24 protein-coding genes are annotated in these 25,619 nt (G+C 40.8%); all 24 read left to right on the forward strand.

Annotation, left to right across the window (positions count from 1 at the left end; translation table 11 throughout):
• Positions 1-73: 73 nt before the first annotated feature.
• Positions 74-643 (forward strand): LemA family protein, encoded by a 570-nt coding sequence (locus tag K9H14_01480; GenBank protein MCG9478862.1) that lies wholly within the window; start codon positions 74-76, stop codon positions 641-643.
• Between the two features lie 17 nt (positions 644-660).
• On the forward strand, positions 661-1,593 hold the full coding sequence (locus K9H14_01485) for a M48 family metallopeptidase (protein MCG9478863.1): 933 nt from the start codon (positions 661-663) through the stop codon (positions 1,591-1,593).
• Between the two features lie 21 nt (positions 1,594-1,614).
• Entirely contained in the window at positions 1,615-2,496 is an 882-nt protein-coding gene (gene pdxS, locus K9H14_01490; protein MCG9478864.1) for a pyridoxal 5'-phosphate synthase lyase subunit PdxS, read from the forward strand.
• Position 2,497: 1 nt separating this feature from the next.
• Positions 2,498-3,094 (forward strand): pyridoxal 5'-phosphate synthase glutaminase subunit PdxT, encoded by a 597-nt coding sequence (pdxT, locus tag K9H14_01495; protein MCG9478865.1) that lies wholly within the window; start codon positions 2,498-2,500, stop codon positions 3,092-3,094.
• Between the two features lies 1 nt (position 3,095).
• Positions 3,096-3,854 (forward strand): YebC/PmpR family DNA-binding transcriptional regulator, encoded by a 759-nt coding sequence (locus K9H14_01500; GenBank protein ID MCG9478866.1) that lies wholly within the window; start codon positions 3,096-3,098, stop codon positions 3,852-3,854.
• 15 nt (positions 3,855-3,869) lie between these two features.
• Positions 3,870-4,373, forward strand: a complete 504-nt coding sequence (ruvC, locus tag K9H14_01505) for a crossover junction endodeoxyribonuclease RuvC (GenBank protein MCG9478867.1) — start codon at positions 3,870-3,872, stop codon at positions 4,371-4,373.
• A complete protein-coding gene (gene ruvA / locus K9H14_01510) occupies positions 4,373-4,954 on the forward strand; it encodes a Holliday junction branch migration protein RuvA (GenBank protein ID MCG9478868.1) in 582 nt (193 codons plus the stop codon). Before ruvC ends, ruvA begins: the two co-directional genes overlap by 1 nt.
• A gap of 30 nt (positions 4,955-4,984) precedes the next feature.
• Positions 4,985-5,983: a Holliday junction branch migration DNA helicase RuvB gene (gene ruvB, locus K9H14_01515; protein MCG9478869.1), complete on the forward strand. Its 999-nt coding sequence runs from the start codon at positions 4,985-4,987 to the stop codon at positions 5,981-5,983.
• 4 nt (positions 5,984-5,987) lie between these two features.
• Positions 5,988-7,001 carry a tRNA preQ1(34) S-adenosylmethionine ribosyltransferase-isomerase QueA gene (queA, locus tag K9H14_01520; GenBank protein MCG9478870.1) on the forward strand — a complete coding sequence of 338 codons (1,014 nt, stop codon included), beginning with the start codon at positions 5,988-5,990 and terminating at the stop codon, positions 6,999-7,001.
• A gap of 7 nt (positions 7,002-7,008) precedes the next feature.
• Entirely contained in the window at positions 7,009-8,121 is a 1,113-nt protein-coding gene (gene tgt / locus K9H14_01525) for a tRNA guanosine(34) transglycosylase Tgt (protein MCG9478871.1), read from the forward strand.
• A 180-nt stretch (positions 8,122-8,301) separates the two neighbouring features.
• Positions 8,302-8,616: a preprotein translocase subunit YajC gene (yajC, locus tag K9H14_01530; protein MCG9478872.1), complete on the forward strand. Its 315-nt coding sequence runs from the start codon at positions 8,302-8,304 to the stop codon at positions 8,614-8,616.
• Between the two features lie 9 nt (positions 8,617-8,625).
• Positions 8,626-9,882 carry a protein translocase subunit SecD gene (secD, locus tag K9H14_01535; protein MCG9478873.1) on the forward strand — a complete coding sequence of 419 codons (1,257 nt, stop codon included), beginning with the start codon at positions 8,626-8,628 and terminating at the stop codon, positions 9,880-9,882.
• On the forward strand, positions 9,879-10,763 hold the full coding sequence (gene secF, locus K9H14_01540; protein MCG9478874.1) for a protein translocase subunit SecF: 885 nt from the start codon (positions 9,879-9,881) through the stop codon (positions 10,761-10,763). The genes secD and secF overlap by 4 nt, the downstream gene beginning before the upstream one ends.
• 14 nt (positions 10,764-10,777) lie before the next feature.
• Positions 10,778-12,496, forward strand: coding sequence for a single-stranded-DNA-specific exonuclease RecJ (recJ, locus tag K9H14_01545; protein ID MCG9478875.1), 1,719 nt, complete (start codon positions 10,778-10,780; stop codon positions 12,494-12,496).
• A 54-nt stretch (positions 12,497-12,550) separates the two neighbouring features.
• Positions 12,551-14,782, forward strand: a complete 2,232-nt coding sequence (locus K9H14_01550; protein ID MCG9478876.1) for a bifunctional (p)ppGpp synthetase/guanosine-3',5'-bis(diphosphate) 3'-pyrophosphohydrolase — start codon at positions 12,551-12,553, stop codon at positions 14,780-14,782.
• Complete coding sequence (locus tag K9H14_01555; protein ID MCG9478877.1) at positions 14,779-15,411, forward strand: MBL fold metallo-hydrolase; 633 nt, start codon at positions 14,779-14,781, stop codon at positions 15,409-15,411. The genes K9H14_01550 and K9H14_01555 overlap by 4 nt, the downstream gene beginning before the upstream one ends.
• A 9-nt stretch (positions 15,412-15,420) precedes the next feature.
• Positions 15,421-16,692: a histidine--tRNA ligase gene (gene hisS, locus K9H14_01560; protein MCG9478878.1), complete on the forward strand. Its 1,272-nt coding sequence runs from the start codon at positions 15,421-15,423 to the stop codon at positions 16,690-16,692.
• Positions 16,693-16,694: 2 nt separating this feature from the next.
• Positions 16,695-18,506, forward strand: a complete 1,812-nt coding sequence (aspS, locus tag K9H14_01565) for an aspartate--tRNA ligase (GenBank protein ID MCG9478879.1) — start codon at positions 16,695-16,697, stop codon at positions 18,504-18,506.
• A gap of 10 nt (positions 18,507-18,516) precedes the next feature.
• On the forward strand, positions 18,517-19,404 hold the full coding sequence (locus tag K9H14_01570; protein MCG9478880.1) for a dihydrodipicolinate synthase family protein: 888 nt from the start codon (positions 18,517-18,519) through the stop codon (positions 19,402-19,404).
• 1 nt (position 19,405) lies between these two features.
• Complete coding sequence (locus K9H14_01575) at positions 19,406-20,371, forward strand: hydroxyacid dehydrogenase (protein ID MCG9478881.1); 966 nt, start codon at positions 19,406-19,408, stop codon at positions 20,369-20,371.
• A 7-nt stretch (positions 20,372-20,378) separates the two neighbouring features.
• Positions 20,379-21,710 carry a hypothetical protein gene (locus K9H14_01580; GenBank protein ID MCG9478882.1) on the forward strand — a complete coding sequence of 444 codons (1,332 nt, stop codon included), beginning with the start codon at positions 20,379-20,381 and terminating at the stop codon, positions 21,708-21,710.
• A gap of 154 nt (positions 21,711-21,864) precedes the next feature.
• Positions 21,865-22,584, forward strand: a complete 720-nt coding sequence (locus K9H14_01585; GenBank protein MCG9478883.1) for a FadR family transcriptional regulator — start codon at positions 21,865-21,867, stop codon at positions 22,582-22,584.
• A 62-nt stretch (positions 22,585-22,646) separates the two neighbouring features.
• Positions 22,647-23,990: an L-fucose/L-arabinose isomerase family protein gene (locus tag K9H14_01590; protein MCG9478884.1), complete on the forward strand. Its 1,344-nt coding sequence runs from the start codon at positions 22,647-22,649 to the stop codon at positions 23,988-23,990.
• A gap of 19 nt (positions 23,991-24,009) precedes the next feature.
• Positions 24,010-25,482 (forward strand): aldehyde dehydrogenase family protein, encoded by a 1,473-nt coding sequence (locus K9H14_01595; GenBank protein ID MCG9478885.1) that lies wholly within the window; start codon positions 24,010-24,012, stop codon positions 25,480-25,482.
• The last annotated feature ends 137 nt before the right edge of the window (positions 25,483-25,619 follow it).

Consider the following 25,619-nt stretch of genomic DNA (forward strand, 5'->3'; position numbering starts at 1 on the left):
CGGCTTCCATTCTATACTTATGATAGGTTGAATATGTTATAATTTTTAAAAAATAACTAAATAGGAGGAACAAATGTTACCGGGAATAATAATCCTGATTGTTATATTGGTAATTATAGCTTTGGTAGTGATAGGAGTTGGAGTGGGCTACTATAACTCCATTATTTCTATCAGAAACAGGGTAGAAAATGCCTGGCATCAAATTGATGTACAGTTAAGAAAGAGGTATGATTTAATACCAAATCTGGTAGAGACGGTAAAGGGTTATGCTGCTCATGAGAAGGAAACCCTGCAAAAAGTGATAGAAGCCAGAAATACAGCCATAAATGCCGGTACAGTAAAGGAACAGTCAAATGCCGAAAATCAGATTACCGGAACCCTGAAATCATTGTTTGCATTATCTGAAAGATATCCAGACCTGAAAGCAGATCAGCATTTCTCCAGGTTGATGGAGCAACTTAACGGCATAGAAAGCAATATTGCTTATGCCAGGCAATTTTACAATGACACGGTAATGAAATTTAATACCAGGATAGAGACTTTTCCGGGAAATATATTTGCAAGAATTTTTAATTTCAAAAACAGGGATTACTTTGAAATAGAAGAAGAATCCGCAAGAGGACCGGTAAAGGTTGAGTTCTGATTCAGGGGTGGGCATAATTGTATGAAGAAATAAGTAAGAACAGGGTTAAAACCTATTTCATAATTGCTTTCTTTCTGGCTTTTGTTGCAGCCATAGGCTATTTTATAGGGATATATATTGATTACCGTTATCAGGTTAGCAGTACCTACTCGGTAATTATTATGGTGTTTGCGCTAATTATTGCAGTTATAATAAGTTTTGCAAGTTATTATAATAGTGATAAAATTGTTTTGGGCCTTACTAGGGCAAAGCCCATAACCAGAGAAGAAAATCCCAGGGTTTATTATATAGTTGAAGGTTTGTCTATTGCTGCCGGAATGCCCAGGCCCAAAATTTATGTTATAGATGATTCTGCTTTGAATGCTTTTGCTACCGGCAGAAATCCTGAGAAAAGCGTGATTGTATTTACACGCGGATTGATTGAAAATTTAGATGACCAGGAGCTGAAGGGGGTTGCCGCCCATGAGCTGTCACATATAAAAAATTATGATATACTCCTGGGAACTATAATAGTAGTGCTGGTAGGGATGATTACAATTATAAGCAATATTTTGCTCCGGAGTTTTTTCTTTGGCGGAAGAAGGAGGAGCAGCAGAAGTTCTGGAGGGGTATTATCCCTGGTGCTGGTGGCAGTGGGGGTAATATTAATATTGCTTTCCCCGTTAATTGCTACTATTATAAGGCTGGCTGTAAGCAGAAACAGGGAATACCTTGCCGATTCCAGCGGGGCTATGCTGACCAGATACCCGGCCGGGCTGGCCAGTGCTTTAAGGAAAATAAGTGTGCAGAGTAAGGTAAAAACAGCTAATAATGCAACCGCCCATCTGTTTATATCCAACCCGGTTGGAAAAAAGACCGCTGGATTTTTTAAAAATTTATTTAACACTCACCCCCCGGTAGAAGAAAGGATAAAAAGGCTGGAGCAGATGTCCTTGGGAGTGGGGGTCTAAACATAGGAGGTGTTTTCAAATATGGAAAAGGGAACAATAAGAGTAAAAGCAGGACTGGCTGAAATGCTCAAGGGTGGAGTCATCATGGATGTCACCACTGTAGAGCAGGCAAAGATTGCTGAAGAAGCAGGCGCAGTATCGGTTATGGCTTTAGAAAAAATACCTGCAGATATCAGGGCTGCTGGCGGTGTGGCCAGAATGACCGATCCTGAAATAATACTGCAAATAATGGATGCAGTATCCATACCGGTTATGGCTAAGGCAAGGATAGGACATTTTGGGGAAGCACAGATACTTCAGTCCATAGGTATTGATTATATTGATGAAAGTGAAGTGCTTACTCCCGCCGATGACCGTAACCACATAGATAAATGGAATTTCAAGGTTCCTTTCGTTTGCGGAGCAAATAATCTGGGAGAGGCTTTAAGAAGGATAGCGGAAGGTGCAGCCATGATAAGGACAAAGGGAGAAGCCGGGACCGGTGATGTATTGCATGCAGTAAAACATCTGAGGGCAATATTTGGAGAAATCAACAGGATAGCTGGATTGCCCAGGGACGAACTTATGACCGTGGCCAAAGAAATGGGTGCGCCCTATGATCTGGTAGTGTATGTACACGAGAACCGTAAATTACCGGTAGTAAACTTCTCGGCAGGAGGTATATCCACTCCTGCGGATGCGGCTATGATCATGCAGCTGGGCATGGACGGCCTGTTTGTAGGTTCCGGAATATTTAAATCCGAAAATCCCATGAAGATGGCCCAGGCTATAGTGGAAGCTACTACTCATTACAATGACCCCCAGGTACTGGCCAGGGTGTCCAGAGGCCTGGGAAGCGCTATGCACGGTATTGCTGCTGCATCTATCCAGAAAGACGATATGCTGTCAGTCCGGGGATGGTAAAATGAAGCCTGCTGTGGGGGTACTGGCTCTGCAGGGAGCTTTCCGGGAGCATATTAAAGCAATAAATAAAAGCGGGGCAATAGCTTTTGAAATAAGATGGCCGGAGCAATTAGATAAGGCCGATGGCCTGATTATACCCGGAGGGGAAAGCACTACTATACATAAGCTGCTTTACAGGTATGATTTTAAGAAAAAACTGGACGGGTTTTATCAGGAGGGGAAACCCATTTTTGGTACCTGTGCCGGAATGATAATGGTTGCCAGAAAAGTTGTAGATGAAGTTTTTGGCCTTAATTATATAGATATAGTGGTTAAACGAAATGCTTACGGAAGGCAGATTGAAAGCTTTGAGCAGTATGTGGATATTGATTTCAACCAGCCTTCGGCCGGCAAGAAATTTAAGGCGATATTTATAAGGGCGCCTAGAATTTTGGAAGCGGGTCCTTCGGTTAAGGTTCTGGCAAAAAATGGTGATGATATAATTTTGGCCAGAAAAAACAATGTACTGGTAAGCTCTTTTCATCCAGAGCTGGGTTCAGATAATAGAGTTCATGAATATTTTGTAGATATGGTAAAAAATAGCAAAGGGGAGGCATAGCATGTCAGGTCATTCTAAATGGCATTCTATAAAACATAAAAAAGCAAAAGAAGACGCCAAAAGAGGCAATATGTTCGGCAAACTGAGCCGTATGATTACCGTGGCAGCCAGAGAAGGAGCAAGCGGAGACCCCAAGGATAATATTGCCTTAGCAAATGCACTGGCTAAAGCCAAGGAATATAATATGCCCCAGGATAATATTGAAAGAGCAATAAAACGGGGCACAGGTGAGATAGAGGGGGTAAATTACGAGTCAGTGGTTTATGAAGGCTATGGCCCGGCAGGGATAGCTGTGCTGGTGGAAGTAATGACCGAGAACAAGAACCGGACAGCGGCTGACATACGCAATATTTTCGGCAAAAACAATGGTAATCTGGGGGAAAGTGGTAGTGTTAGCTGGCAATTTGAAAGAATGGGTCTTATCATGATAGAAAAGTCTGCGATTAAGGATGAGGAAGAGTTTATGCTAAATGTTATAGACGCAGGGGCCGAAGATATTGATGAAGAGGACGATAGCTTGGTTATAAAGGCTGATCCCCAGGAATTCATGAAAGTAAAGAGTTATCTGGAGGATAACGGTGTTAATATAAAATCCAGCGAACTGGATATGATTCCCAAAAATACTGTGGAATTGAGCAAAGAAGATGCGGTTAAGGCTCTAAGGTTAATTAATACTCTTGATGACCATGATGATGTTCAGAATGTTACCTCTAATCTGGATATACCAGATGATATTTTAAATGAAATAGAATCACAATAAATGGCTGCAGGCAAACTGATAATTTTAGGGATAGATCCGGGATTTGAAATTACTGGAATAAGTGTGTTGCAGGCCAAAAGCAATGACCTGGAACCACTGTATTGCGACTATATTATTACTAAAAGAAACCAGACAGTAGATAAAAGGTTAAAAAAAATATTTGTTTCCATAGTGGATGTAATTAAACAATACCAGCCGCATTGTCTGGCTATCGAAGAAATTTTCTTCAGCGTAAATGCAAAATCCGCTATCAAAGTAGGCCAGGCCAGGGGAGTTTCCCTGCTGGCCGCCAGTGTTAATGACTTGGAAATTTTTGAATATACTCCATTGGAAGTTAAGCAGGCCATTGTTGGTTATGGCCGGGCTACTAAAAAACAGATTAAATTTATGTTAAAAAATATATTGGGCAAAAGTGATGATTTTTTCCCCAAAAAGGATGATGCCTGGGACGCTATGGCATTATGCATATGCCATGCCAACAGCTATAAATTTAAACAAAAAACAAAAATAGAAAACTGATGATATCAAAACTTTATGGAACAATTATAGATAAGGACCCTTCAAGCATCATACTGAAGGCAGGGGATATAGGGTTTGAGGTTTTAATTTCTGCCAGGACCTTCGAAAAACTACCTCCGGCCGGAGAAGAGGTAACCCTGGATATATATACCCACGTAAGAGAAGATGCTATTAATCTGGTGGGTTTCAGCTCAATGGATGAAAAAAAGGTATTCTTGAAATTATTGGAGGTAAGCGGGGTATCAATAAAAATAGCATTAAGCGCTTTTTCCATATACGGGTCCCAGGAAATCAGGAATATAATAACCAGCAAAGATGTAGATTTGTTAAAAAGGGTACCAGGCATAGGGAAAAAACTTGCTGAGAGAATATTGCTGGAGCTGAGTGAAAAATTCGGGGCAGATGAGGGCCTGACGGTCAAAGTTGCTGGAGATAACCGGGTAGAGGAAGTAAGGCAGGCCTTAAAATCCCTTGGTTACAATACAGGGGAGATAGAAAAAGCTCTTAAAAAAATTAATTTGGATAAAATTGGAAACCAGAAAACGGAAGACATCTTGAGATTAGCCTTAAAGGAGGTTTAAATTATCGACCAGGATAAACAGGAAAGCGACATAAATCCTAAACATGCCAGTGAAGATGTGGAGCTGGATAAGAGTCTAAGGCCCAGATTAACTTCTGATTTTATAGGGCAAAAAAAGATTGTTGAAAACCTTATGGTGTTTATTAGTTCTGCAAAGAAAAGGCAGAGGCCGCTGGATCATGTAATATTGTCCGGACCTCCGGGACTGGGCAAGACCTGTCTGGCAGAAATTATTGCAAATGAACTGAATGTTAATTTCAGGGTTACATCTGGCCCGGCAATAGACAGGCCCGGAGACCTGGCTGCTATTTTAACTAATCTGGAAAACTTTGATGTGCTGTTTATTGATGAGATTCATCGTTTAAACCGTTCAGTCGAAGAAATTTTGTATCCGGCTATGGAAGATTACAAACTGGATATAATTATAGGAAAAGGACCTTCAGCCCGGTCAATCAGGATAGATATTGCCCCCTTTACCATAATTGGCGCTACTACCCGGATTGGGTTGGTAGCTTCGCCTTTAAGAGACAGGTTTGGCGTAAACCTGAGGCTGGACTACTATGAACATGAAAGCCTGGTAAACATAATCAAAAGATCTGCAAAAATACTGGGGCTTCAAATAAGCGATTCGGGTGCAGAAGCCATAGCCGGCAGAAGCAGGGGAACTCCCAGGATTGCCAACCGCTTACTTAAAAGGGTACGGGATTATGCTCTGGTGTACGGACAGGAGAAAATTGATAAGGAGCTGGCTAAAAAAGCACTGATAAAATTAGAAATAGATAAATTAGGGCTGGATCTTATAGATAAAAAGATTCTGGATACCATAATTTTTAAGTTTAGCGGCGGACCGGTAGGGGTGGGCACCATTGCTGCTTCCATCGGGGAAGAAGTAAATACGGTTGAAGATGTTTATGAACCATATCTGCTTCAGCTTGGTTTTATAAAGAGAACTGCTAAGGGCAGAGTAGCCACCAGACTGGCTTACAAGCATTTCGGCATAGATAAAAAAGAAAACCCCAGCCTGTTTTAGAGCCATGGATATAAGTAAGTTTTCCTATAACCTTCCACCCCGCTTTATTGCCCAGAAACCATTGGCCCAGAGAGACAAGGCCAAACTTATGGTTCTGGACAGATCAAAAAAAGATATCAGGCATGATTATTTTTTTAATCTTGGTCATTATCTAAAACCAAATGATTGTCTGGTGTTAAATGAAAGCAAGGTGCAGAAATGCCGGCTTATGGGCACCAAAGAGAACACGGGGGCCAAAATAGAGTGTTTTGTTTTAGAAAAAATAAAAAAAAACAGTTACCTGGTATTGCTTAAGCCTTCAAAAAGGCTGGAGGAGGGCACCAGGGTATATATAGGTGAGCACTGGTTTGTAGTTAAGGATAAGAAGGATAAGGGTAAAGCAGTAGTTGAGTTTGATACTGATGTTCCGGTTCTGTTTGAAAAGTACGGACTGGTTCCATTGCCTCCCTATATTAAAAACAGCCATATTGAAGAGAAGGATTACCAGACGGTTTATGCCAGGATTGAAGGCTCGGCAGCGGCTCCTACTGCCGGCCTGCACTTTACCGGTTCACTTATGGACAGACTGAGAGCTAAGGGAATTATTTTTGCTTATGTTGGGTTGGATATTGGAATAGATACCTTCAGGCCTATAAGGGAATCCAACATAGAAGACCACCAGATACATAGTGAACACTATTATCTAAACCAGGATCAGGCTGGAATTATTAATGGGGCCAGAAACAAGGGAGGAAAAATTATAGCAGTGGGAACCACCACTACCAGAGTACTGGAAACAGTGATGGAAAAACACCAGAGAATAACCGCAGATAAAGGACAGACTTCCCTTTATATTTACCCCGGTTACCAGTTTAAGGCAATTGATGGCATGATAACCAATTTCCATCTTCCCCAATCCAGCCTGCTGGTAATGGTCAGTGCTTTTGCGGGGACAGACTATATTCTTCGGTCATACCGGGAAGCTAAAAGAAAAGATTACAGGTTCTTTAGTTTTGGGGACTGTATGCTGATAAACTAGGCAGATAATGGAAATTTTTAAAACAATAAAAAAAGATATTCACACCCAGGCACGAACCGGTCTGCTGAAACTGGATAAGGGTAGTGTAGATACTCCGGTTTTCATGCCGGTTGGCACTAAAGCTACAGTAAAGGCAATGACCGTGGAACAGCTTTATGAGATGGGCTGTAAGCTGATACTGGGCAATGTTTACCATCTGTATCTTCAGCCAGGGATAGAAATTATAAAAAAAGCAGGCGGGTTGCACAATTTTATGAACTGGAAACAGAATATCTTAACTGACAGTGGAGGATTTCAGGTGTTCAGTCTGGGAGATATCAGAAAAGTACAGGATGAAGGGGTGGAGTTTAAATCCATTATTGATGGGTCCTTTCATTTTTTCACTCCCGATAAAGTTGTGGAGATCCAATTGGACCTGGGCTCAGATATCATGATGGTTTTAGATGAATGCATTCCATTTACCGAAGACTATAGTTATACCAGGGAGGCTGCTGAAAGGACCCTTGACTGGGCCCAAAAATCTCTGAAGAAGAGAAGGAGTGTAGACAGCCATTCTGCAATATTTGGGGTAGTACAGGGAGGTTTTATCAAAGATCTAAGGCGTTTCAGTGCTGAAGCAATATCAGATATGGGTTTTGATGGGATAGCTGTGGGAGGTTTAAGCGTAGGTGAAGACAGAAACCTTACCATGGATATGCTGGCCTATACCGTTGAATATGTAAGAAAGGACAAACCTCTATATTTTATGGGGCTGGGGGATCCTCTGGGACTTCTGGAAGCCATAAGCCTGGGTGTGGATATGTTTGATTGCGTACTTCCTACCAGAATAAGCAGAAATGGAAGTGCCTTTACCAGGCTGGGGAAGATAAATATAAAAAATAGCTGCTACAGACAGGACATGAACCCTTTAGATAAGCAATGTGGTTGTTATACCTGCAAGAATTATTCCAGAGCTTATATCCGGCATTTACATAAAAGTGGAGAAATACTTGCCAGTATCCTGTTAAGCATTCATAATGTATATTTTCTGTTTGATATGGTAAATGAGGCTAAACAGGCTATAAGGGGAGGGAAATTTAGCTCTTTTTACCAGGATTTCAGTCATAATTATAAAAAATAGTAAAAATAACACATATGTATTTGCAAATTTGGCAAAAATGTTAATAATATTAATGTTTGCTTAAAAAATTATACAAATGGTTAAGGGGTGTATATGAAATTATCAAGAAGAATTATCTCTATATTATTAATAGCAGCAATTGCTGTGGTTATTGGTGCTGTATCTGTGGGATGTATTCCTATGGGAACCACTGGTACTGAAGGTGAAGCTGAACCGGCAGAAGGTGCTGGCGGTTTTCTGGCTCAATATGGAACCTGGATTTGGCTTATTGTACTGGTAGTAGCTTTTTATTTTCTGCTTATCAGGCCTCAAAGGCAAAGAAGCAAGAAAGCGCAGGATCTTCTTTCCAGTGTAAAAAGAGGAGACGAGATATTAACCGTAGGCGGTTTTTACGGCAAGATAAAGGATGTAAGGGAAGATAGCTTTATAATCACTTTATCCAGCGGCGTGGATGTAAAAGTTAGTAAAAGTGCAGTATCCAAGAAAGTAAGCTAAATATAAATTATGCGCAACAAAAAGGTCCATATCACCATAATAGTAATATTGGCGATAATATTAGGCGCTAGCCTTTATTATGCTTATCCTTTTCAATCTTCTATTCAGCTGGGGCTGGACCTGAAAGGTGGAACCCAGTTAATACTTAAGCCGGTTCAGCAGGGTTCGGAGGAAGTTACCGAAGAATCCCTGAACCAGGCTATGTTTATAATCAGAGACAGAATAGATGCCCTGGGTATTTCCGAGCCTTTAATCACCAGGGATTATTCGGAGAATATTGTGGTACAATTGCCAGGGGTAAGCGACCCTGATCGGGCTATAGAAGTTATCGGGAAAACTGCGCAGCTGGAATTCAGGATAGTAGAATCAGTAGCTGAAACAGGAGAGGTGCAGCTGGGCCCGGTACTTATGACCGGTGACAAGCTGGCCAGTTCCCAGGCCGGATATAATTCCAATGGACAGATTGTAGTATCCATGAGCTTTACCAGTGAAGGCCAGGAGCAGTTTTCAGAGATAACTGCCGAAAACATAGGAAAGCAGCTGGCCATAGTATTGGATGGAGAGATAAAATCAGCACCGGTTATAAATACGGCCATAACCTCGGATGCGGTTATTGAAGGGATAACCAGCCTGGAAGAGGCCAATGATATAGCATTGGTGCTTCAAACCGGAGCACTTCCAGTTAACCTGGAAATAGAAGAAAACAAAACAGTAGGCCCTACTCTGGGCAGGGATGCTCTAACCAAGGGGCTGTATGCCGGATTTATCGGACTTATTCTAATTGTAATCTTTATGATTGTCTATTACCGGGGTCTGGGTTTGATATCGGTAATCAATCTGGCAGTTTATATAATAATATTCTGGGGTATACTGGCCGGTATCGGGGCGGCTTTAACTCTGCCGGGCATAGCCGGAATAATCCTTACTATAGGTATGGCGGTTGATGCCAATGTAATTATATTTGAGCGAATCAAGGAAGAGTTAAAAAAGGAGAAGTCTGCCCGAATGTCTATAAACGAAGGCTTCAGGCACGGCCTTAGAACTATTGTAGATGCCAATATTACCACCCTTATAACTGCTGCGGCTCTGTACAGGTTTGGAACCGGGCCGGTAAGGGGTTTTGCGGTTACATTAAGCATCGGTGTGGTTATAAGTATGCTTACCAGCCTGGTATTCAGCAGATCCATAATTTATATGCTGGCAGGGTTCAGGCCGGTAGCATCGCCTAAATTTTTGGGAATGTGGAAAAAACGGGGTGAGTCTTGATTCTGAGGGATACCAACATAAATTTCGTAGGTAAAAGAAGAATATGGTATTTTATATCTATGGCCATAATTGTTGCCGGTATTATCGGGTTACTGGCCAGAGGAGGTTTTAATCTGGGTATTGATTTCCTGGGAGGCTCTCTGATGGAAGTTAAATTCAACCAGGAAGTAGAAGTAGAGCAGATTAGGGAAGTTATGACCGATATAGGTCACAGTAATGCCATTTTGCAGAGAACGGAAAGTGACCAGTTTATAATAAGAACCACTATCAGGGACATAGAGACCAAAAATGAGATACTGGATGCTCTGGATGAAGAGATTGGGGTAGAGAGGCCGCCCCTGCAGGACAGGAATGTAATGCCTGGATTTGGAAAGCTGATTACCAGAATGGCCCTTATTGCCATGGGTATAAGTATTCTGGGCATACTTATATATGTATGGATAAGGTTTGAGTTCAGATTTGGGGCCGCGGCCATACTTGCTCTTTTTCATGATGTCCTTATCACCCTTGGTGTCTATGCCATCCTGCACCGGGAAATAAATACATCTACCATAGCTGCTTTGCTGACTATTATCGGCTATTCCTTAAATGATACCATAGTGGTTTTTGACAGGATTCGTGAAAATAAAATTGATGCTAATAAAATAGGCTATGGTCAGATGGTTAATGAGTCAATCAATAAAACCCTTTCCAGGTCGCTAAATACTTCTTTTACCACCCTTATTCCGGTTGTAATATTGTTGAGTATAGGAAGCACTGCCCTAAAAGATTTTGCCCTGGCTTTAACCGTGGGAATAATAACCGGGACCTATTCCTCAATTTTTATTGCCAGCCAGTTTCTGGTTACCTGGAATAATAGATTTCCTAAATTTAAGAAATAGGCGTGGATTAAAGATTGCCTAACTGGGTACAAAGAGAAAGCGAAAAGAAACCTGAAAATAAGATTAGTCAATACAGCCCTGTAATATATCAGATTCTGGCCAACAGGGGTATTTCAAGCCATAAACAAATCCAATCTTTTTTAAAACCCTCCCTTAAAAATTTACATAATCCAGAAAAACTTCCCCACATAGATAAAGCTACAAAGAGGATGCTTGAAGCCATAAATAATAAAGAAAAGATACTGATATTTGGCGATTACGATGCTGATGGCGTGGTTAGTGTTGGTCTTATCTATAATTTTTTAAAACAATTGGGGCTGGATGTAGATACCTATATTCCCAGCAGATTTGATGAGGGATATGATATAAGCCTGAAATTTGTAAAAAGTTTAGATAAGCAAAAAAAATACAACCTGCTAATCTGTGTTGATTGCGGGACCAACAGCCGGCAGGTTATAGATTTTGTAGAAAAAGGAAGTAGTTCTTTTGATGTAATCGTATGTGACCATCATGAGCCCACAGAAGAATCAGACCATATACAATCAGACCGGTATTTGATTATCAATCCCAAACTGTCTCCAAGCAAGTACCCCTTCCGGCAGCTAAGTGGTGCCGGGGTTACCTTTAAATTCATAGTTAATATGCTCAGGAGGGCAGATACACCGGTTAGAAACCGGTTTGGGCCCGGTTATCTTACCCAGCTTCTTGATCTGGTAGCTATATCTACTGTAGCTGATGTCATGCCCCTTGTAGATGAAAACAGGATAATGGTAAAGAGAGGCCTACAGGTCATGGAGAAGACTGTAAATAGGGGTCTGGCGGTGTTACTGAATGAGGCTCTGGGGAAGAAAAGTAATTTAAATACCTATGATATAGGTTTTGTGATAGCGCCCAGGTTAAATTCTGCAGGCAGGCTGGAAACGGCTACAAACAGTTTGGATATACTAAAGAATGACTGCTCCGGGGTAGAGAGCAAGGTACAGAGTCTGGAAGGGTTTAACCGGAAAAGGAAAAAAGTACAGGAAGAAATACTGGAACAGATACTGGGCCAAAAAGATATTGAAAAAAAGATTGTGGAACAGAAAATATTTGTGGATAAATCCAGTCACTGGAATGAAGGTGTACTGGGCATAGTGGCTTCATCCCTGGTAAAACAGTTTAACGTACCGGTTATACTTTTTAAGGAAAAGGGGGATAAATTAAAAGGCTCGGGCAGGAGTATAGACCACTTTAATCTGTATGAGATCCTGTCTTCTTTAAATCATTATTTTGAAAAATTCGGAGGCCATCAGCTGGCCTGCGGAATTACCATGCATAAAGACAAATACCCTGCCTTCAGCCGGGATTTAGTAAAACTTGCTTCCAGCCTGATATCGGAAAAACAACTGCAGAAGAGTTTGAAGTATGATGTGGAAATAAGTTTGAGTCAGATAAACGGCCAGCTGATGTCGCAGTTGATATTGCTGGAACCATATGGCCCGGGCAATCCCAAACCTGTGTTTAGAAGCAAGGAGTGTATGATTGAGGATATAAGGTATTTAAAACAAGGCAAACATGTAAAATTAAAGGTCAGCCAGGAAGGTACTCCAAAGGAGGCTATATTTTTCAGAATTTCAGACCGGGTCAAAGATACTTTAAGCAAAAAAAAGAAAATAGATATGCTGTATTGCCTTCAGGAAAATGAATGGAATGGTAATAAGGCGCTGCAGCTGGTTATATTGGATATATTTTAGGTTATGGTTAAAATGTTCTATAATATAGCATAAACAGGCAGACATTTAAAAAACATGAAAAAATTAAAAGAAAAAACAATAGATAAGCAAAATTTAAAGGAAATAGACACTGATTCTATATTCAAACGCCTGTTAGAAAAAATTAAAGGCTATAATCCCAGGGTGGATGAAACGCTTTTAAAAAAAGCTTATCAGATAGCCAAGCGTAACCACAGGGACCAGCTTAGGAAATCAGGGGAGCCGTTTATTATTCATCCCCTGGAAGTAAGCTTTATATTGGCGGATATGGAGATGGATCAGACTTCTATTACTGCTGCGCTGCTGCATGACCTGGTTGAGGATACGGATATAAGTTTGCAGAAAATAGAAAAAGAATTTGGCAAAAAAACTGCAAACATAATTAACGGTTTAACCAAGCTGGACAAAATAGTCTTCCACAGCAAGGAAGAAAGACAGGTAGAAAACTTAAGAAAGATGATTATTGCCATGTCTGAGGACGTGAGAATAATACTGATTAAACTGGCAGACCGTTTACACAATATGAGGACCATTTCCAGCATGAGCAAGGAAAAGATAAAGCTGAAAGCCATAGAAACTATGGAGATTTATGCACCTATTGCTCATAGATTGGGTATATTTCAGATAAAATCAGAGCTGGAAGACCTCAGCTTTAAATGGCTGTACCCCAAACAATACAAGCTTGTATCGGATATGACCAAAGAGAAGGTATCCCAGAGAAAAGACTTAATGGATAAAGCTATTGAAGAGGTAAGCCTGAAATTAAAACAACTGGGGGTAAGTGCAGAAATCAGCGGAAGGAATAAAAATTATTACAGCATTTATAATAAAATCACTAAACAGCACCGGAAGTTTGATGATATTTATGATCTCATGGCTATCCGGGTACTGGTTGATGACCTAAAGACCTGTTATGGTGTTCTGGGAACTATTCATTCTTTGTGGAAACCGGTTCCCGGAAGGTTTAAGGATTATATTGCCAATCCAAAATTCAATATGTACCAATCATTGCACACTACTGTAATTGGCTATAAGGGCAAACCAATAGAAATTCAGATCAGGACCTATGAAATGCATAAACTTGCAGAGTACGGCATAGCTGCCCATTATAAGTATAAAGAAGGAAGTCTTGAATTAAGTGAATTTGATAAAAGAATTACCTGGATAAGGCAAATACTGGACTGGCAAAAAGAGCTTAAAGATCCTGAAGACTATATGGAGTCGCTTAAACTGGATCTGTTTGAAGAAGAGGTTTTTGTATTTACTCCCAAGGGCAAGGTAATTAATCTGCCCCGAGGCTCAACTCCCATAGATTTTGCCTATCAGATACATACCGATATAGGGCATAACTGTATTGGCGCCAAGATAAATGGACAAATGGTACCCATAGAGACTTTGCTTGATAATGGGGATATAGTAGAGATTATTGTTTCCAAGTCACCCAAGGGTCCCAGCAGGGACTGGCTGAATGTAGTTAAAACCTCGAGCGCACGAAATAAAATAAAGCACTGGTTTAACCGGGAACAAAGGCAGGAAACCTATAATGCCGGCAGGGAAATACTGGCTAAAATACTGCGAAAAAACAAACTGTCTTTTAAAAATATACCTGCCGAAACCATGGATGAAGTAACCAGGGAAATGAATTTTGATAAAAGTGAAAAGTTGTTTAGCTCCATTGGTTCACATAAGGTTTCACCTCATCAGGTGTTCACCAAGATTATTAAAAAATTAAACCAGTCTGAACCCAAAAAAGAGATAACCACTGACGATATTGCGCAAAAAGAGAGGAAGCAAAAACCTGAAACAGGCATAAAGGTAAAGGGTATGGATGGGGTCCTGGTAACTATTGCCAAGTGCTGCAATCCTGTACCGGGAGATAAGCTTATTGGATATATTACTCGCGGAAAAGGTATTACCGTACATAGAAAAGATTGCACTAATATAAATAATCTTTCCAAGATGGATGAGCAGAGGTTTATAGAGGTTGAATGGGATAAATCAGCGCCACATAAGTTTAATGCCGAAATCCAGATTGATGCATTGGACCGGACCAAGCTTTTAAGGGATATTACCAATGTGATAGGGGAGTATGATATTAATATAGTGAGTGCCAGCACCCTTAATGTAGATAAGATAGGGCATGCAAGATTTAGATTTCTAATAGAAATAAGCAATAAATATATACTGAAAGATATTATTAGAAACCTAAAGCTTATTGATTCAGTATATGATGTTTTTAGAATATTACCTAGAAAAAAGAAGAATTGAAAGTAGATAAACTCACCCTGGGATCTTTTGCTGTAAACTGCTATATAGTAGATGTTGATAATAATGCTATCATAATTGATCCAGGATCAGGATTTGAAGAAATAGAGAAATATTTAAGCAGCAAAGGACTTAATCCTTTAACCATAATCAACACTCATGGTCATTATGACCATATAGGCGCTGTAAATCAGCTGCTCGAAAAATATGAAATAGACTTCTATATTCATCAGCAAGAAGAAAGATACTTAAAAGATTGTGATTTTAATCTATCATTGATGGTAGCCCAAAAGGCCTACAGGGTAAACGATTATAAAATTATTGACAGCAAGGCGGTAAAATTTTTTGCCGGGTTGGGACTGGAAATACTGCATACTCCCGGGCATACCCCCGGCAGTATATCTATTATCGGTAATGGATGGTTGTTCTGCGGGGATCTTTTGTTTAAACAGGCAGCGGGCAGGACAGATTTGCCTGGGGGAGACAGCAGGGAGCTTAAAAATTCCCTAAAAAAAATAAGAAAAATGGATAGAAATCTGGTAATATATCCAGGACATGGCCAGAAAACAAGTTTGGGCTGGGAATTGGATAATAATTATTACTTAAGCCATGATTTTTTAGGTAAGGAATAGTGATTTAAATTGGTTTTAAATTCTCCCCGGGGGACAACAGATATATATGGTAAGCATCTGGATTACCGTAATTATATAATAGATAAGTCCAAACAGCAGTTTTTATTTTTCAATTATGAACAGATAATAACTCCTGCTTTTGAACATTCGGAAGTGTTTTCCAGGAGTATAGGGCAGTCTACTGATATAGTGCAAAAGGAAATGTATACCTTCCAGGATAAAAAAGGGAGATCTTTAACCCTGAGGCCGGAAGGTACGGCAAGCGTAGTAAGGGCAGTAATAGAGAATAAGATGTATGCCCAGAATCTGCCCCTAAAGCTATTTTATGTGGGAAATATGTTCAGGTATGAAAGGCCCCAGAAAGGCAGAATGAGGGAGTTTTGCCAGCTGGGGGTAGAGGCTGTAGGCAGCAATAACCCCCTTATTGATGCGGAAGTCATATGGTTGGCAAATACTTTATTTAAGCAGCTGGGGTTTAAAGATTTAAATCTACTTATAAACAGTATTGGCTGCAGCAGCTGCCGGCAGGAGTATATGAAAATCTTTAGATCTTTTGTGGAGCCCAGGCTGGAGAATTTGTGTAATGATTGTAAGCAGAGATTTAAAACAAATCCTTTAAGGATATTTGACTGTAAGAATTCCCGATGTATTGCCCGGCTAGAAGACAGCCCCAAAATATCTGATCATTTATGTGATCAATGCAGTGATCATCTAAAACGGGTTACTGGTTATCTGCAGCAGCTGGGAATTAATTTTAAGTTAGAGCCGGGACTGGTAAGGGGTTTTGATTATTATACCCGTACCATCTTTGAGCTTACTTCCAGGCAGCTGGACAGCGCCCAGAATGCATTAGGCGGCGGGGGAAGATATGATAACCTGATAGAGCAGATGGGCGGCCCTCAGTTACCAGCTCTAGGGTTTGCAATTGGTGTAGACAGAACTATGCTGCTTATGCAGCAGCTGGGTATTGAACCCGGTTACCAGTCCGGTCAGAGTAAAATATATGTGGCATCAATGGATGATAAATTTTCAGGCTATATACTGGAAATATTAAGTTGTTTGAGAAATTATTTTGTCTGTGATACTAATTTTGATATTAAAAATATATCCAAAGAACTAAAATGGGCCGAGAAAAAAGGTTTCGATTATGTACTTATTGTGGGAGAGAGTGAGTTCCAGGGCAAATTGGTTACCATAAAGGATTTAAAGAAATTCAAGCAGTATAGCTATGACTGGAAACATGACAGGGATAAGATAATAGAATTATTGAGAGGAAATTAATCATGGCTTGGGAAAAAAATATTGGTGTTGATTACCACCATTTTAAAACTTCATACCGGACAAATCTGTGTGGAGAGCTGGACAGCAAAGCTATAGGAAACAAGGTAAATATTTGTGGATGGGTTAACAGCAGGAGGGACCACGGAAAGCTTATCTTTATTGATCTGAGGGATTTTTCAGGAGTTATACAGCTGGTATTTGACCCGGCACATAGTCAGGAAGCATATATGACTGCAAAAAAAATAAGGAGCGAATATGTGCTGAAAGCTGAGGGCATTATAGACAGAAGAAGCAGTGATACCATTAACCCTGATATCAAGACCGGGGAAATTGAGGTGGCTGTAGAGAATATCCAGATACTGGGAAAATCAGAGACCCCGCCCTTTTTGTTAAGCGAAACAGGCAAAGTAGATGAGATGTCCAGGCTTAAATACCGTTATATGGATCTGCGCACAGATAAAATGCAGAGAAATTTAAGGATGAGGCATGCCATCACCTCACAGACTAGAAATTATTTAAATCAGCAGGGATTTTTGGAGATAGAAACCCCCATACTGGCAAAAAGTACACCAGAGGGAGCCAGAGATTTTTTGGTACCTTCCAGGCTGAATAGCGGCAAATTCTATGCATTGCCCCAGTCGCCCCAGTTATTTAAACAGATTTTAATGTTTTCCGGATTTGACCGGGTTTACCAGATTGCCAGGTGTTTCAGAGATGAAGACTTGAGGGCTGACCGGCAACCGGAATTCACCCAGATTGACCTGGAGATGACTTTTGTGCAGATGGATGACGTATTGGAAAATATTGAGAATATGATGGCCGCAATTTTTAAAAATGTGCTGGGTCAAGAGCTAAAAACACCTTTTAGAAGAATAACCTGGAAACAAAGCATGGAAACCTACGGCAGCGATAAGCCTGATTTAAGGCTTGATCTTCCCCTAAAGGATATATCTGCAATTTTTGCAGATACATCCTTTAATGTATTTAAGAAGGTTTTAGAAAAAGACGGTTGCATAAAGAGCATGGTGGTGGAAGATGGCCGGGCCTTTACCAGAAAGGACCTGGATCAACTCATAGATATAGCCAAAGATAGTGGAGCCGGAGGGCTGGTCTGGGCCAGAGTTGAAGAAAATGAAGAATTGAGATCTCCGGTAACCAAATTTTTATCACCGGCAGAAATTTCCATGCTGATAGAAAAACTTAACCTGAAACCGGGCAATCTCTTAATTATTGTTGCTGACACCTTTCTGGTGTCCTGTAACAGTCTGGGGGTAATCAGAAAGCATTTGGCCAAAAAACTTGGCCTGGTTAAAGAGGGTTTTGAATTTGTATGGGTTTATGACTTTCCTTTGTTTGAACGGGATAACAGGGATAATAGCATAACACCAATGCATCATCCTTTTACCCAGCCTGAACCCGGTAGTCGAAAGTTGCTTGACCAAGATCCCCTGTCAGTAAAATCACAGGCTTATGATATTGTACTCAACGGACAGGAAATTGGTGGAGGCTCCATAAGAATCAATGACCTGGAGCTGCAGAAGAAGATTTTTGAGATTCTGGGTTTTGATGAACAGATGATAGAAAAAAATTTTGGTTTCTTTATAAAAGCTATGGAATATGGTATACCCCCTCATGGAGGAATAGCCCTTGGATTGGACCGGCTGGTTACGATTATAGCAAAAATGGAAAGCATAAGGGATGTTATTGCTTTTCCCAAGACCCAATCGGCGGTTTGCATGTTAACTGATTCGCCGTCAGAGGTTACCCCACAGCAGTTAAAAGAAGCTCATATAGACATAACCAAGAATGAATAAGGAGACAGAAATGAAAGAAAAGCTAAGCGGAGTATTTGTGCCAACCATTACCCCATTTGAAGATGATAAGATACAGTATGAACAACTGGAAGAAAATTTAAAAAAATTAAACAGTACCCCTATTACCGGACATCTGGCTCTGGGTTCAAATGGTGAGTACAAGAGTCTTACCAGGGATGAACAGCTGAAAGTTCTGGAAATATTTGTAAAAAATAAAGGGGATAAAATTATAATGGCCGGTACCGGCTGTGAATCAACCAGGGAGACAGTAGAGCTCAGCAAACAGGCCCAGGAAATTGGAGCAGATTTTGTAAGCGTACTTACCCCCAGTTATTTTAAAAAGATCATAAATGACCAGGTGCTAATAAATTACTATACTGAGATTGCTGATAATGTAGACATACCTGTTTTAATTTATAATGCTCCCGGGTTTACCGGTGGAGTAACCATTTCCCCTAAAGCAGTGAGAAAACTGTCTGATCATCCAAATATAGTGGGGATGAAGGACAGCTCCAAGGCAGGGCTTATGGGTTACCTGAGTGCCACCAGGGATGTTGATGATTTTTATGTGCTGGCCGGCTCAATGAGCTTCTTTTTAACCGGTTTGATTTTTGGCGCCGTAGGTGGAATTATATCTCTGGCCAATGCTATACCCCAGGTTTGCTGCCAGCTATACCAGCTGTTTATAGATGGTAAGCTGGACCAGGCAAAGGATTTGCATATGGAGCTGTTCCAGATTAATGGCCGTGTATCAGGGGCCAATGCTGTGGCCGGGGTTAAAAGCGCAGCAACTATTTGCGGTTATAATGGTGGAGACCCCAGAAGGCCTTTAATTCCATTAACCGAGGAACAAAAACAGCAAATGAATAAATTCTTTGAACAAAAGGGATTGATATAAGATGAAAGTACTGCTAGGGCAAAATATTCATGAGCAGGCCATAAATCTGCTTAAGGAAAATGGCTTAAAAATAGAGATATCACCATCTCCGGAAGATGAAGTAGTAAGGGAACATATAGCTGATGCCGACGCTATAATTGTAAGAACTGCTACCAAACTGAGCAGAGAAACTATACAAACCGCCCAAAAATTGAAGGTAATTGGCCGGACCGGTGCCGGAGTTGATAATGTAGATATAAAGGCAGCTTCTGATAATAATATCCCGGTATGTAATGCTCCTGAAGCTAATACCTCTACTGTAGCCGAGCATGCAGTATGCTTCATGCTTACCCTGGCCAAAGATCTTAAATCCATGGACGCGGCAGTCAGGGCCGGTAACTGGAAGATAAGGTATAATTACACCCCGGTGGATATTTCAGAAAAAACTCTGGGCCTGGTAGGGTTTGGTAAAATTGGAAGAACTACTGCCCGAATGTGTGTTCAGGCTTTTGGTATGGATATTATCACCTATGATCCCTTTCTTGGCAGTGATGTAGATGTCGATTTCTCCTACGACATGGTAGATACTTTGGATGAACTATTTTCTAAAGCTGACTTTGTATCACTGCATATACCCTATACCAGGGAAAATCATCATATAGTGGGCAAAAAGTTAATAGAGAAGATGAAAAAAAGCGCTTTTCTGATAAATACATCCAGAGGGGGACTGGTCGATGAATCAGCCTTGGCCCGGGCACTATCTGATGGAACTATAGCGGGAGCAGCCCTGGACGTATTCGAAGATGAGCCTCCAGAAGAAGATAATCCTGTTTTGGCCAGTGACAAAGTAATTTTAAGCCCTCATTCTGCTGCCCTGACCAAGGAAAGTTCTGCCAGGATGGCCGTACATGCAGCCCAGGGAGTAATTGATGTCTTAAATAACCGGAAGCCCACATGGGTATTTAACATCAAGGATATAAGGCTATAAGGTACCTATGGTAAAACCTGAGACCTATCTTGCAATTGATGCGGGAACTTCCAGTATCAAGGTAGGAATAGTTGATGGTGAATATAATATAATAAGGCAAAATAGCCAGAAATATAATTTTATCACTCCGGGCAAAGATAGAGTAGAGCTGGACTTCAGGCTTTTAAGGTCCAAGGTTTTAGATGCTTTAAAACCATTAACAGAAGAACTTTCCAGGGTAAAAGGGATATGTTTTTCAGTATTATGCCCGGGACTGGTTCCCATGGATAGGGAAGGGGAGCCCCTGCATAATGCTATAATACACCTGGACCGGCGCAGTGTTAAACAGGCCAGAGCTGCCCTGTCCTTAATTGGAGAAAAAAAGTTCTTATCGGTAGCAGGCAACCTGCCCTTTCCCGGGGGTATATCGTTGACATCCATGCTGTGGCTTAAACAGAATATGTCCCAGCTTTACAAAGAAGCTTATATGCTGGGACATACCAATACTTTTCTGGCCAAAATGTTTACAGGCCGGTTTGCCATAGATCCCAGTAATGCTTCTTTTACCGGATTATATGATACTGTCCATTACTCCGGATGGAGCCAGGATATAATTAAAGCCCTGGACCTAGATGACAATAAGTTACCCCCTGTTTATTATTCTGACCAGGTTATAGGTAAAACCACCAGACATATAAGTAAGCTAACCGGGGTCCCTGAAGGGGTGCCGGTTACCATAGGCGCTGCAGATACCGCCTGCGCAGCACTGGGTGCTGATGTTTGCCGGGATGGCCATATTTTAAATTCAACCGGTACAGTGGAACTTATGGTGATGAGTCTGGATAATCCGGCAGTAGATAAAAAGCTTCTGCTCAGAACCCACCCGTTGAGAAAAAAATGGCTCACTATGAATATTATTGGTGCCGGGGGTGTTTCAGTGGAATGGTTCAGGAAGAATTTCTGCAGAGAAATGGATGCCAGGCACTATTATGATCATTATCTTCCACAGATTTTAAAACAAAAGAGTACCAGTTCAGTGTTCCGGCCTTATCTGGCAGGAGACAGGTTGAGTTTTAAACAGAAAAGGGGCTCTTTTAGCAACCTTACTCTAAATACCGATCGTGAAGATATGCTAAGGGCGCTGGTTAATGGAATAATCAGCCCCATGGGCAGAGCCATAACCCAGTTTGAAAATATTACCAGGACTTCCGGTATTATCAAGTATACCGGCAAAGGGAGCAGCTTTTTGCTGCAGGTCAAAAAAGACAAGTTTTTCCCTTACCGGCTGTTGCCCACTATAACTAATATAACCCTGGTGGGTGCCACCAGATTAATTAAGCTGGGACAGGATAGAGATTAGGTCAAAAAGTTTTGTAGTAGTTCAGTGATATTGTCATAAGGTCAAAAAGTTTTTGACAAACAGTTATTGAATAGATTAAAATAAACTGGTAAGACCAGCTAAGTAAATTGGTAGGAACAACTAAACTTGAATTCGGCTTGTTATAAATAATATAATGAACAAATCTGATTTAAAATCAGCTAACAACAAGAGCGTAGTACAAACGGTAATTGATCAAATAATTAGCCAAATCAAAAAAGGCAATCTAAAACCCAATGATAAAATCCATTCCCAGAGAGAGCTTGCCCGGCAATTAAATGTGGGCAGGAGCTGTGTCAGGGAAGCACTGCAAGCCCTTAGCCTGTCTAATATTATTGAAATAAAACCCTGTAAGGGTGCCTTTGTGTCTGAACTTTCCATAGAATCCATAATGAATCCTGCCAAGGTACATCTAAATGTAGGAAAACAAGAACTTCTGGATCTGGTAAATGTAAGGCTAATACTGGAGACAGCGGCAGTAAGGGATGCGGTAGTTAATGCTTCCCAGCAAGATCTCAGCAAACTTTTAGACCATATTAATAATACCAAGAGATGTATAAAGGAAAACCGGATAGACCTTTATTATTTTGAGGATTATGAATTTCATAAAACCATTTTTAACTGCACCAGAAACAAGGTACTGATTAATATATTTGATTTTATATTTGAAATACTGGTAGAAGGGATAAAAACTACAGCCCGGGTACCCGGGTCCAAAGACCGTGGTTTAAAATGGCATATACAGATATATAAGAAGATTAAAAATAAAGATGTGGAGGGAGCAGAAAGAGCCTTGAAAAGCCACCTGATTCAAATACGGGAGGATATTTACAGGGCAGAAAGTTTGAAAAATTAGAAAAAATATTATCGGTTAATTAATTCAAGAATTATTTATAAAAAAAATAGCGGGAGGATAGTATGGCAATAGAATTTAGGAAGGTTAAGCTGGGGTTTGTAAATTTAGCCCTGGATTTTCTTGAAGGGGAGGACCTGGAGACTGCTGCAGGATATGCAGAAGATGCTAAGAAAATGCTGGAAGATATGGGTGCTGAAATTTCTGAATATCCCAAACCCATGAGCTCCCGACCACTGGCAACTGAAGCCTGGAAACAGTTTAAGGCAGATAATGTAGACGGTGTAGTAATATTCAACGGCACTTTCTCTACTGGGGATATTACCGTAGAACTGGTAAGGAATACGGACTGCCCATTTTTAATATGGGGGATAGAGGAGTTTGCTATAAGCAAGCATAATTTTACCGGTTCCATGGTTGGGGTTATGCCTGCAGGAACTATATTCAAAAATTTTGGCAGGACTTTTTCTTTTGCCTATGGTAATGCAAAAAGTGGAAAACCTAAAAAAAATGTTGAAAAATTTATAAAAGCCGTAACCGCAATAGCCTATCTGAAAGAAGCTGCTATTGGTGTTATAGGTATGAGACCTGATGGCTTTGAAATTTCAGATTTTGATGAATTAGCCATAAAACAGAAATTTGGTACCACTATTACCAAAGTTTCAATGTATGAGTTTTCCAATATTATCAAGAGTATTACCGATGAAGAAATTGATAAGGATATGGAAGTTCAAAAAAAGATATTCAATATCGATGATAAGGATGTACAGGAATCAAGGGGCATATCCAAGGTTTACCTGGCAGTTAAAAAAGTGGCAAAGGAAAGAAATCTAAAATCCTATGCACCAGACTGCTGGCCGGAATTAAGGGATATCGACCAGACTCCAATTTGTCCCGCAAATGGCAGATGCAATGCTGAAGGAGTTATGGCTTCCTGTGAATGTGACGTAGATGGCTCTCTTACCCTGATGCTGCAGTATGTACTGGCTGGCTCTACACCCTGGTTTGCAGATTTTGTTAATATTATGGAAGATCCGGATGCTCTATTGTTCTGGCATTGCGGCAATGCCCCCCATAATTTATCCAATGACAAACCAAAAATTGAGAAAGTTTTTGGTGGGCTGGCCCAGACTGCCGGTTTGAAGAGTGGGGTAGCCACCGTATGCAGATTAAATTCAATCAGGGGAGAGTTTTCACTGCATGCTGGTATAGGTGAAGTGGTGGAGACCGAAAAACACCTCAAGGGAAGTAATCTGTTTATAAAAATGAGAGGCGGTAATATGGAATTTGTTGAATCGCTTCTTAGAAACGGAATACCGCATCATAATGCTCTGGTTTACGGAGATATACTGGATGAATTAGAGGAATTTGCAAAATTGATGCAGATACCTTTTATTGTACAAAAGTAATTAAAAATAAGGAGGAAAGATGAAAGAATTTAAGCTGTTTATCAATAATCAATGGGTTGATGCTGAAAATGGCAAAACCTTTGTCTCCCGTTGTCCTGCAACCGGAGAGGAGCTGGCCAAACTGGCGGCAGCTTCTGAAAATGATGTAAATAAAGCAGTAGCAGCAGCCAAGGCAGCTGCCCCTAAATGGGCTGCCATGAGCGGAGACCAGAGAGCTGACCTAATGATGAAAGCCCTGGAAATAATGAAAAAAAGGCATCAGGAGCTGGCTGAATGGGAAGCCAAAGATGTGGGCAAACCCATAAGTGAAGCGGTAAACACTGACTTGCCCTATGCTTTTATGGCTATGGAATACTTTTCCAATAAAGCAAGGCAAATCAGGGGCGATGAGGTGCCAATTGCAGGCGGGGAAACCCTTTGTTATGAGACCTGGGAACCTTACGGGGTGGTAGGTTCTATTATTCCCTGGAATTTTCCTATTCATATTGCTACCAGGACCATATGTCCTGCATTATCAGCGGGCAATACAGTAGTGCTTAAAGCTTCTTCAATGGCTCCTATTACCTGCCAGATACTGGGTGAAATATTTCTGGAAGCCGGATTCCCGGAAGGTGTTCTAAACATTGTTTCAGGATCAGGCAGCGTAACCGGTGAAGCTATGCTGGTGCATCCGGATATTGATATGATATCTTTTACCGGTTCAACTGCTGTAGGCAGAAGATGCATGCAGGCCGCCGCTGAATCCAACCTTAAGAAGGTAATTCTGGAACTTGGCGGTAAAGGTCCTTTTATTGCTGAAGCCGACTGTAAGTTAAGCGATGCGGTGAATTCACTTATTCTTGGTTTCTGCTTCATGCAGGGCGAAGTATGCTGTGCTTCTACCAGACTTTATGCTCATGAGGACATTTATGATGAGTTTGTGGATCTGCTGGTTAAGAGATGCAATTCAATGAAAATTGGAGAGATAATGGATCCTGAGACCAAGATGGGCGCTTTGATTGATGAAAATCAATTTAAAACCATTGATGGTTATGTGCAGAGAGCAGTAAAAGATGGGGCAAAGCTTCTGTGCGGCGGAGAGAGGCTTACCGGTGGTCCATTTGATAAAGGGTATTTTTATCCTCCTACTGTGCTTGAAGTTGATGATAATAGTATGGAATGCGTGCAGGAAGAAATATTTGGTCCGGTAGTAACCGTAATGAAGTATAAGGATTTTGACCAGGCACTGGAACTGGCTAACGATACGGTTTACGGTCTTGGTGCTACTGTCTGGAGCGAGAACGTAAGGAAACTGATTAAAGCTACCCGTACTTTTGATGCCGGAATCGTTTGGATGAACACTAATGTAATGTCCAAGATTGAAGCTTCTTATGGCGGAAACAAATTAAGTGGAATTGGTAGAGAAGGCGGGGTAGTTGGCCTTATGGAATACCTGAAATGCAAGAATAATGTACTGTTCTTGGGTGATGAAGGTAATTATTACAATTTCTAAATTAGTAATAGGCTGGGAGGGGCTTATAAGCAGCTCCTCCCCGGCCGGGTATTGTTTGCAAATAAGTTGAAATTATAATAGTATTAACTAATTTTTATAAACCGACAGTATAATTATGTATGCTTTAGTAAGGGCTG

Source organism: Actinomycetes bacterium (assembly GCA_022396035.1).
Taxonomy (GTDB): Bacteria; Actinomycetota; Humimicrobiia; order Humimicrobiales; family Humimicrobiaceae; genus Halolacustris.

Bases quoted from the DNA above. Each gene is read 5' to 3' on its own strand.
- yajC (MCG9478872.1), top strand. From the start codon at position 8,302: ATGGGAACCACTGGTACTGAAGGTGAAGCTGAACCGGCAGAAGGTGCT.
- K9H14_01550 (MCG9478876.1), top strand. From the start codon at position 12,551: ATGAAAAAATTAAAAGAAAAAACAATAGATAAGCAAAATTTAAAGGAA.
- tgt (MCG9478871.1), top strand. From the start codon at position 7,009: ATGGAAATTTTTAAAACAATAAAAAAAGATATTCACACCCAGGCACGA.
- aspS (MCG9478879.1), top strand. From the start codon at position 16,695: ATGGCTTGGGAAAAAAATATTGGTGTTGATTACCACCATTTTAAAACT.
- queA (MCG9478870.1), top strand. From the start codon at position 5,988: ATGGATATAAGTAAGTTTTCCTATAACCTTCCACCCCGCTTTATTGCC.
- K9H14_01480 (MCG9478862.1), top strand. From the start codon at position 74: ATGTTACCGGGAATAATAATCCTGATTGTTATATTGGTAATTATAGCT.
- K9H14_01570 (MCG9478880.1), top strand. From the start codon at position 18,517: ATGAAAGAAAAGCTAAGCGGAGTATTTGTGCCAACCATTACCCCATTT.
- pdxT (MCG9478865.1), top strand. From the start codon at position 2,498: ATGAAGCCTGCTGTGGGGGTACTGGCTCTGCAGGGAGCTTTCCGGGAG.
- K9H14_01500 (MCG9478866.1), top strand. From the start codon at position 3,096: ATGTCAGGTCATTCTAAATGGCATTCTATAAAACATAAAAAAGCAAAA.
- ruvA (MCG9478868.1), top strand. From the start codon at position 4,373: ATGATATCAAAACTTTATGGAACAATTATAGATAAGGACCCTTCAAGC.
- K9H14_01590 (MCG9478884.1), top strand. From the start codon at position 22,647: ATGGCAATAGAATTTAGGAAGGTTAAGCTGGGGTTTGTAAATTTAGCC.
- K9H14_01580 (MCG9478882.1), top strand. From the start codon at position 20,379: ATGGTAAAACCTGAGACCTATCTTGCAATTGATGCGGGAACTTCCAGT.
- K9H14_01595 (MCG9478885.1), top strand. From the start codon at position 24,010: ATGAAAGAATTTAAGCTGTTTATCAATAATCAATGGGTTGATGCTGAA.
- secD (MCG9478873.1), top strand. From the start codon at position 8,626: ATGCGCAACAAAAAGGTCCATATCACCATAATAGTAATATTGGCGATA.
- pdxS (MCG9478864.1), top strand. From the start codon at position 1,615: ATGGAAAAGGGAACAATAAGAGTAAAAGCAGGACTGGCTGAAATGCTC.
- K9H14_01575 (MCG9478881.1), top strand. From the start codon at position 19,406: ATGAAAGTACTGCTAGGGCAAAATATTCATGAGCAGGCCATAAATCTG.
- K9H14_01585 (MCG9478883.1), top strand. From the start codon at position 21,865: ATGAACAAATCTGATTTAAAATCAGCTAACAACAAGAGCGTAGTACAA.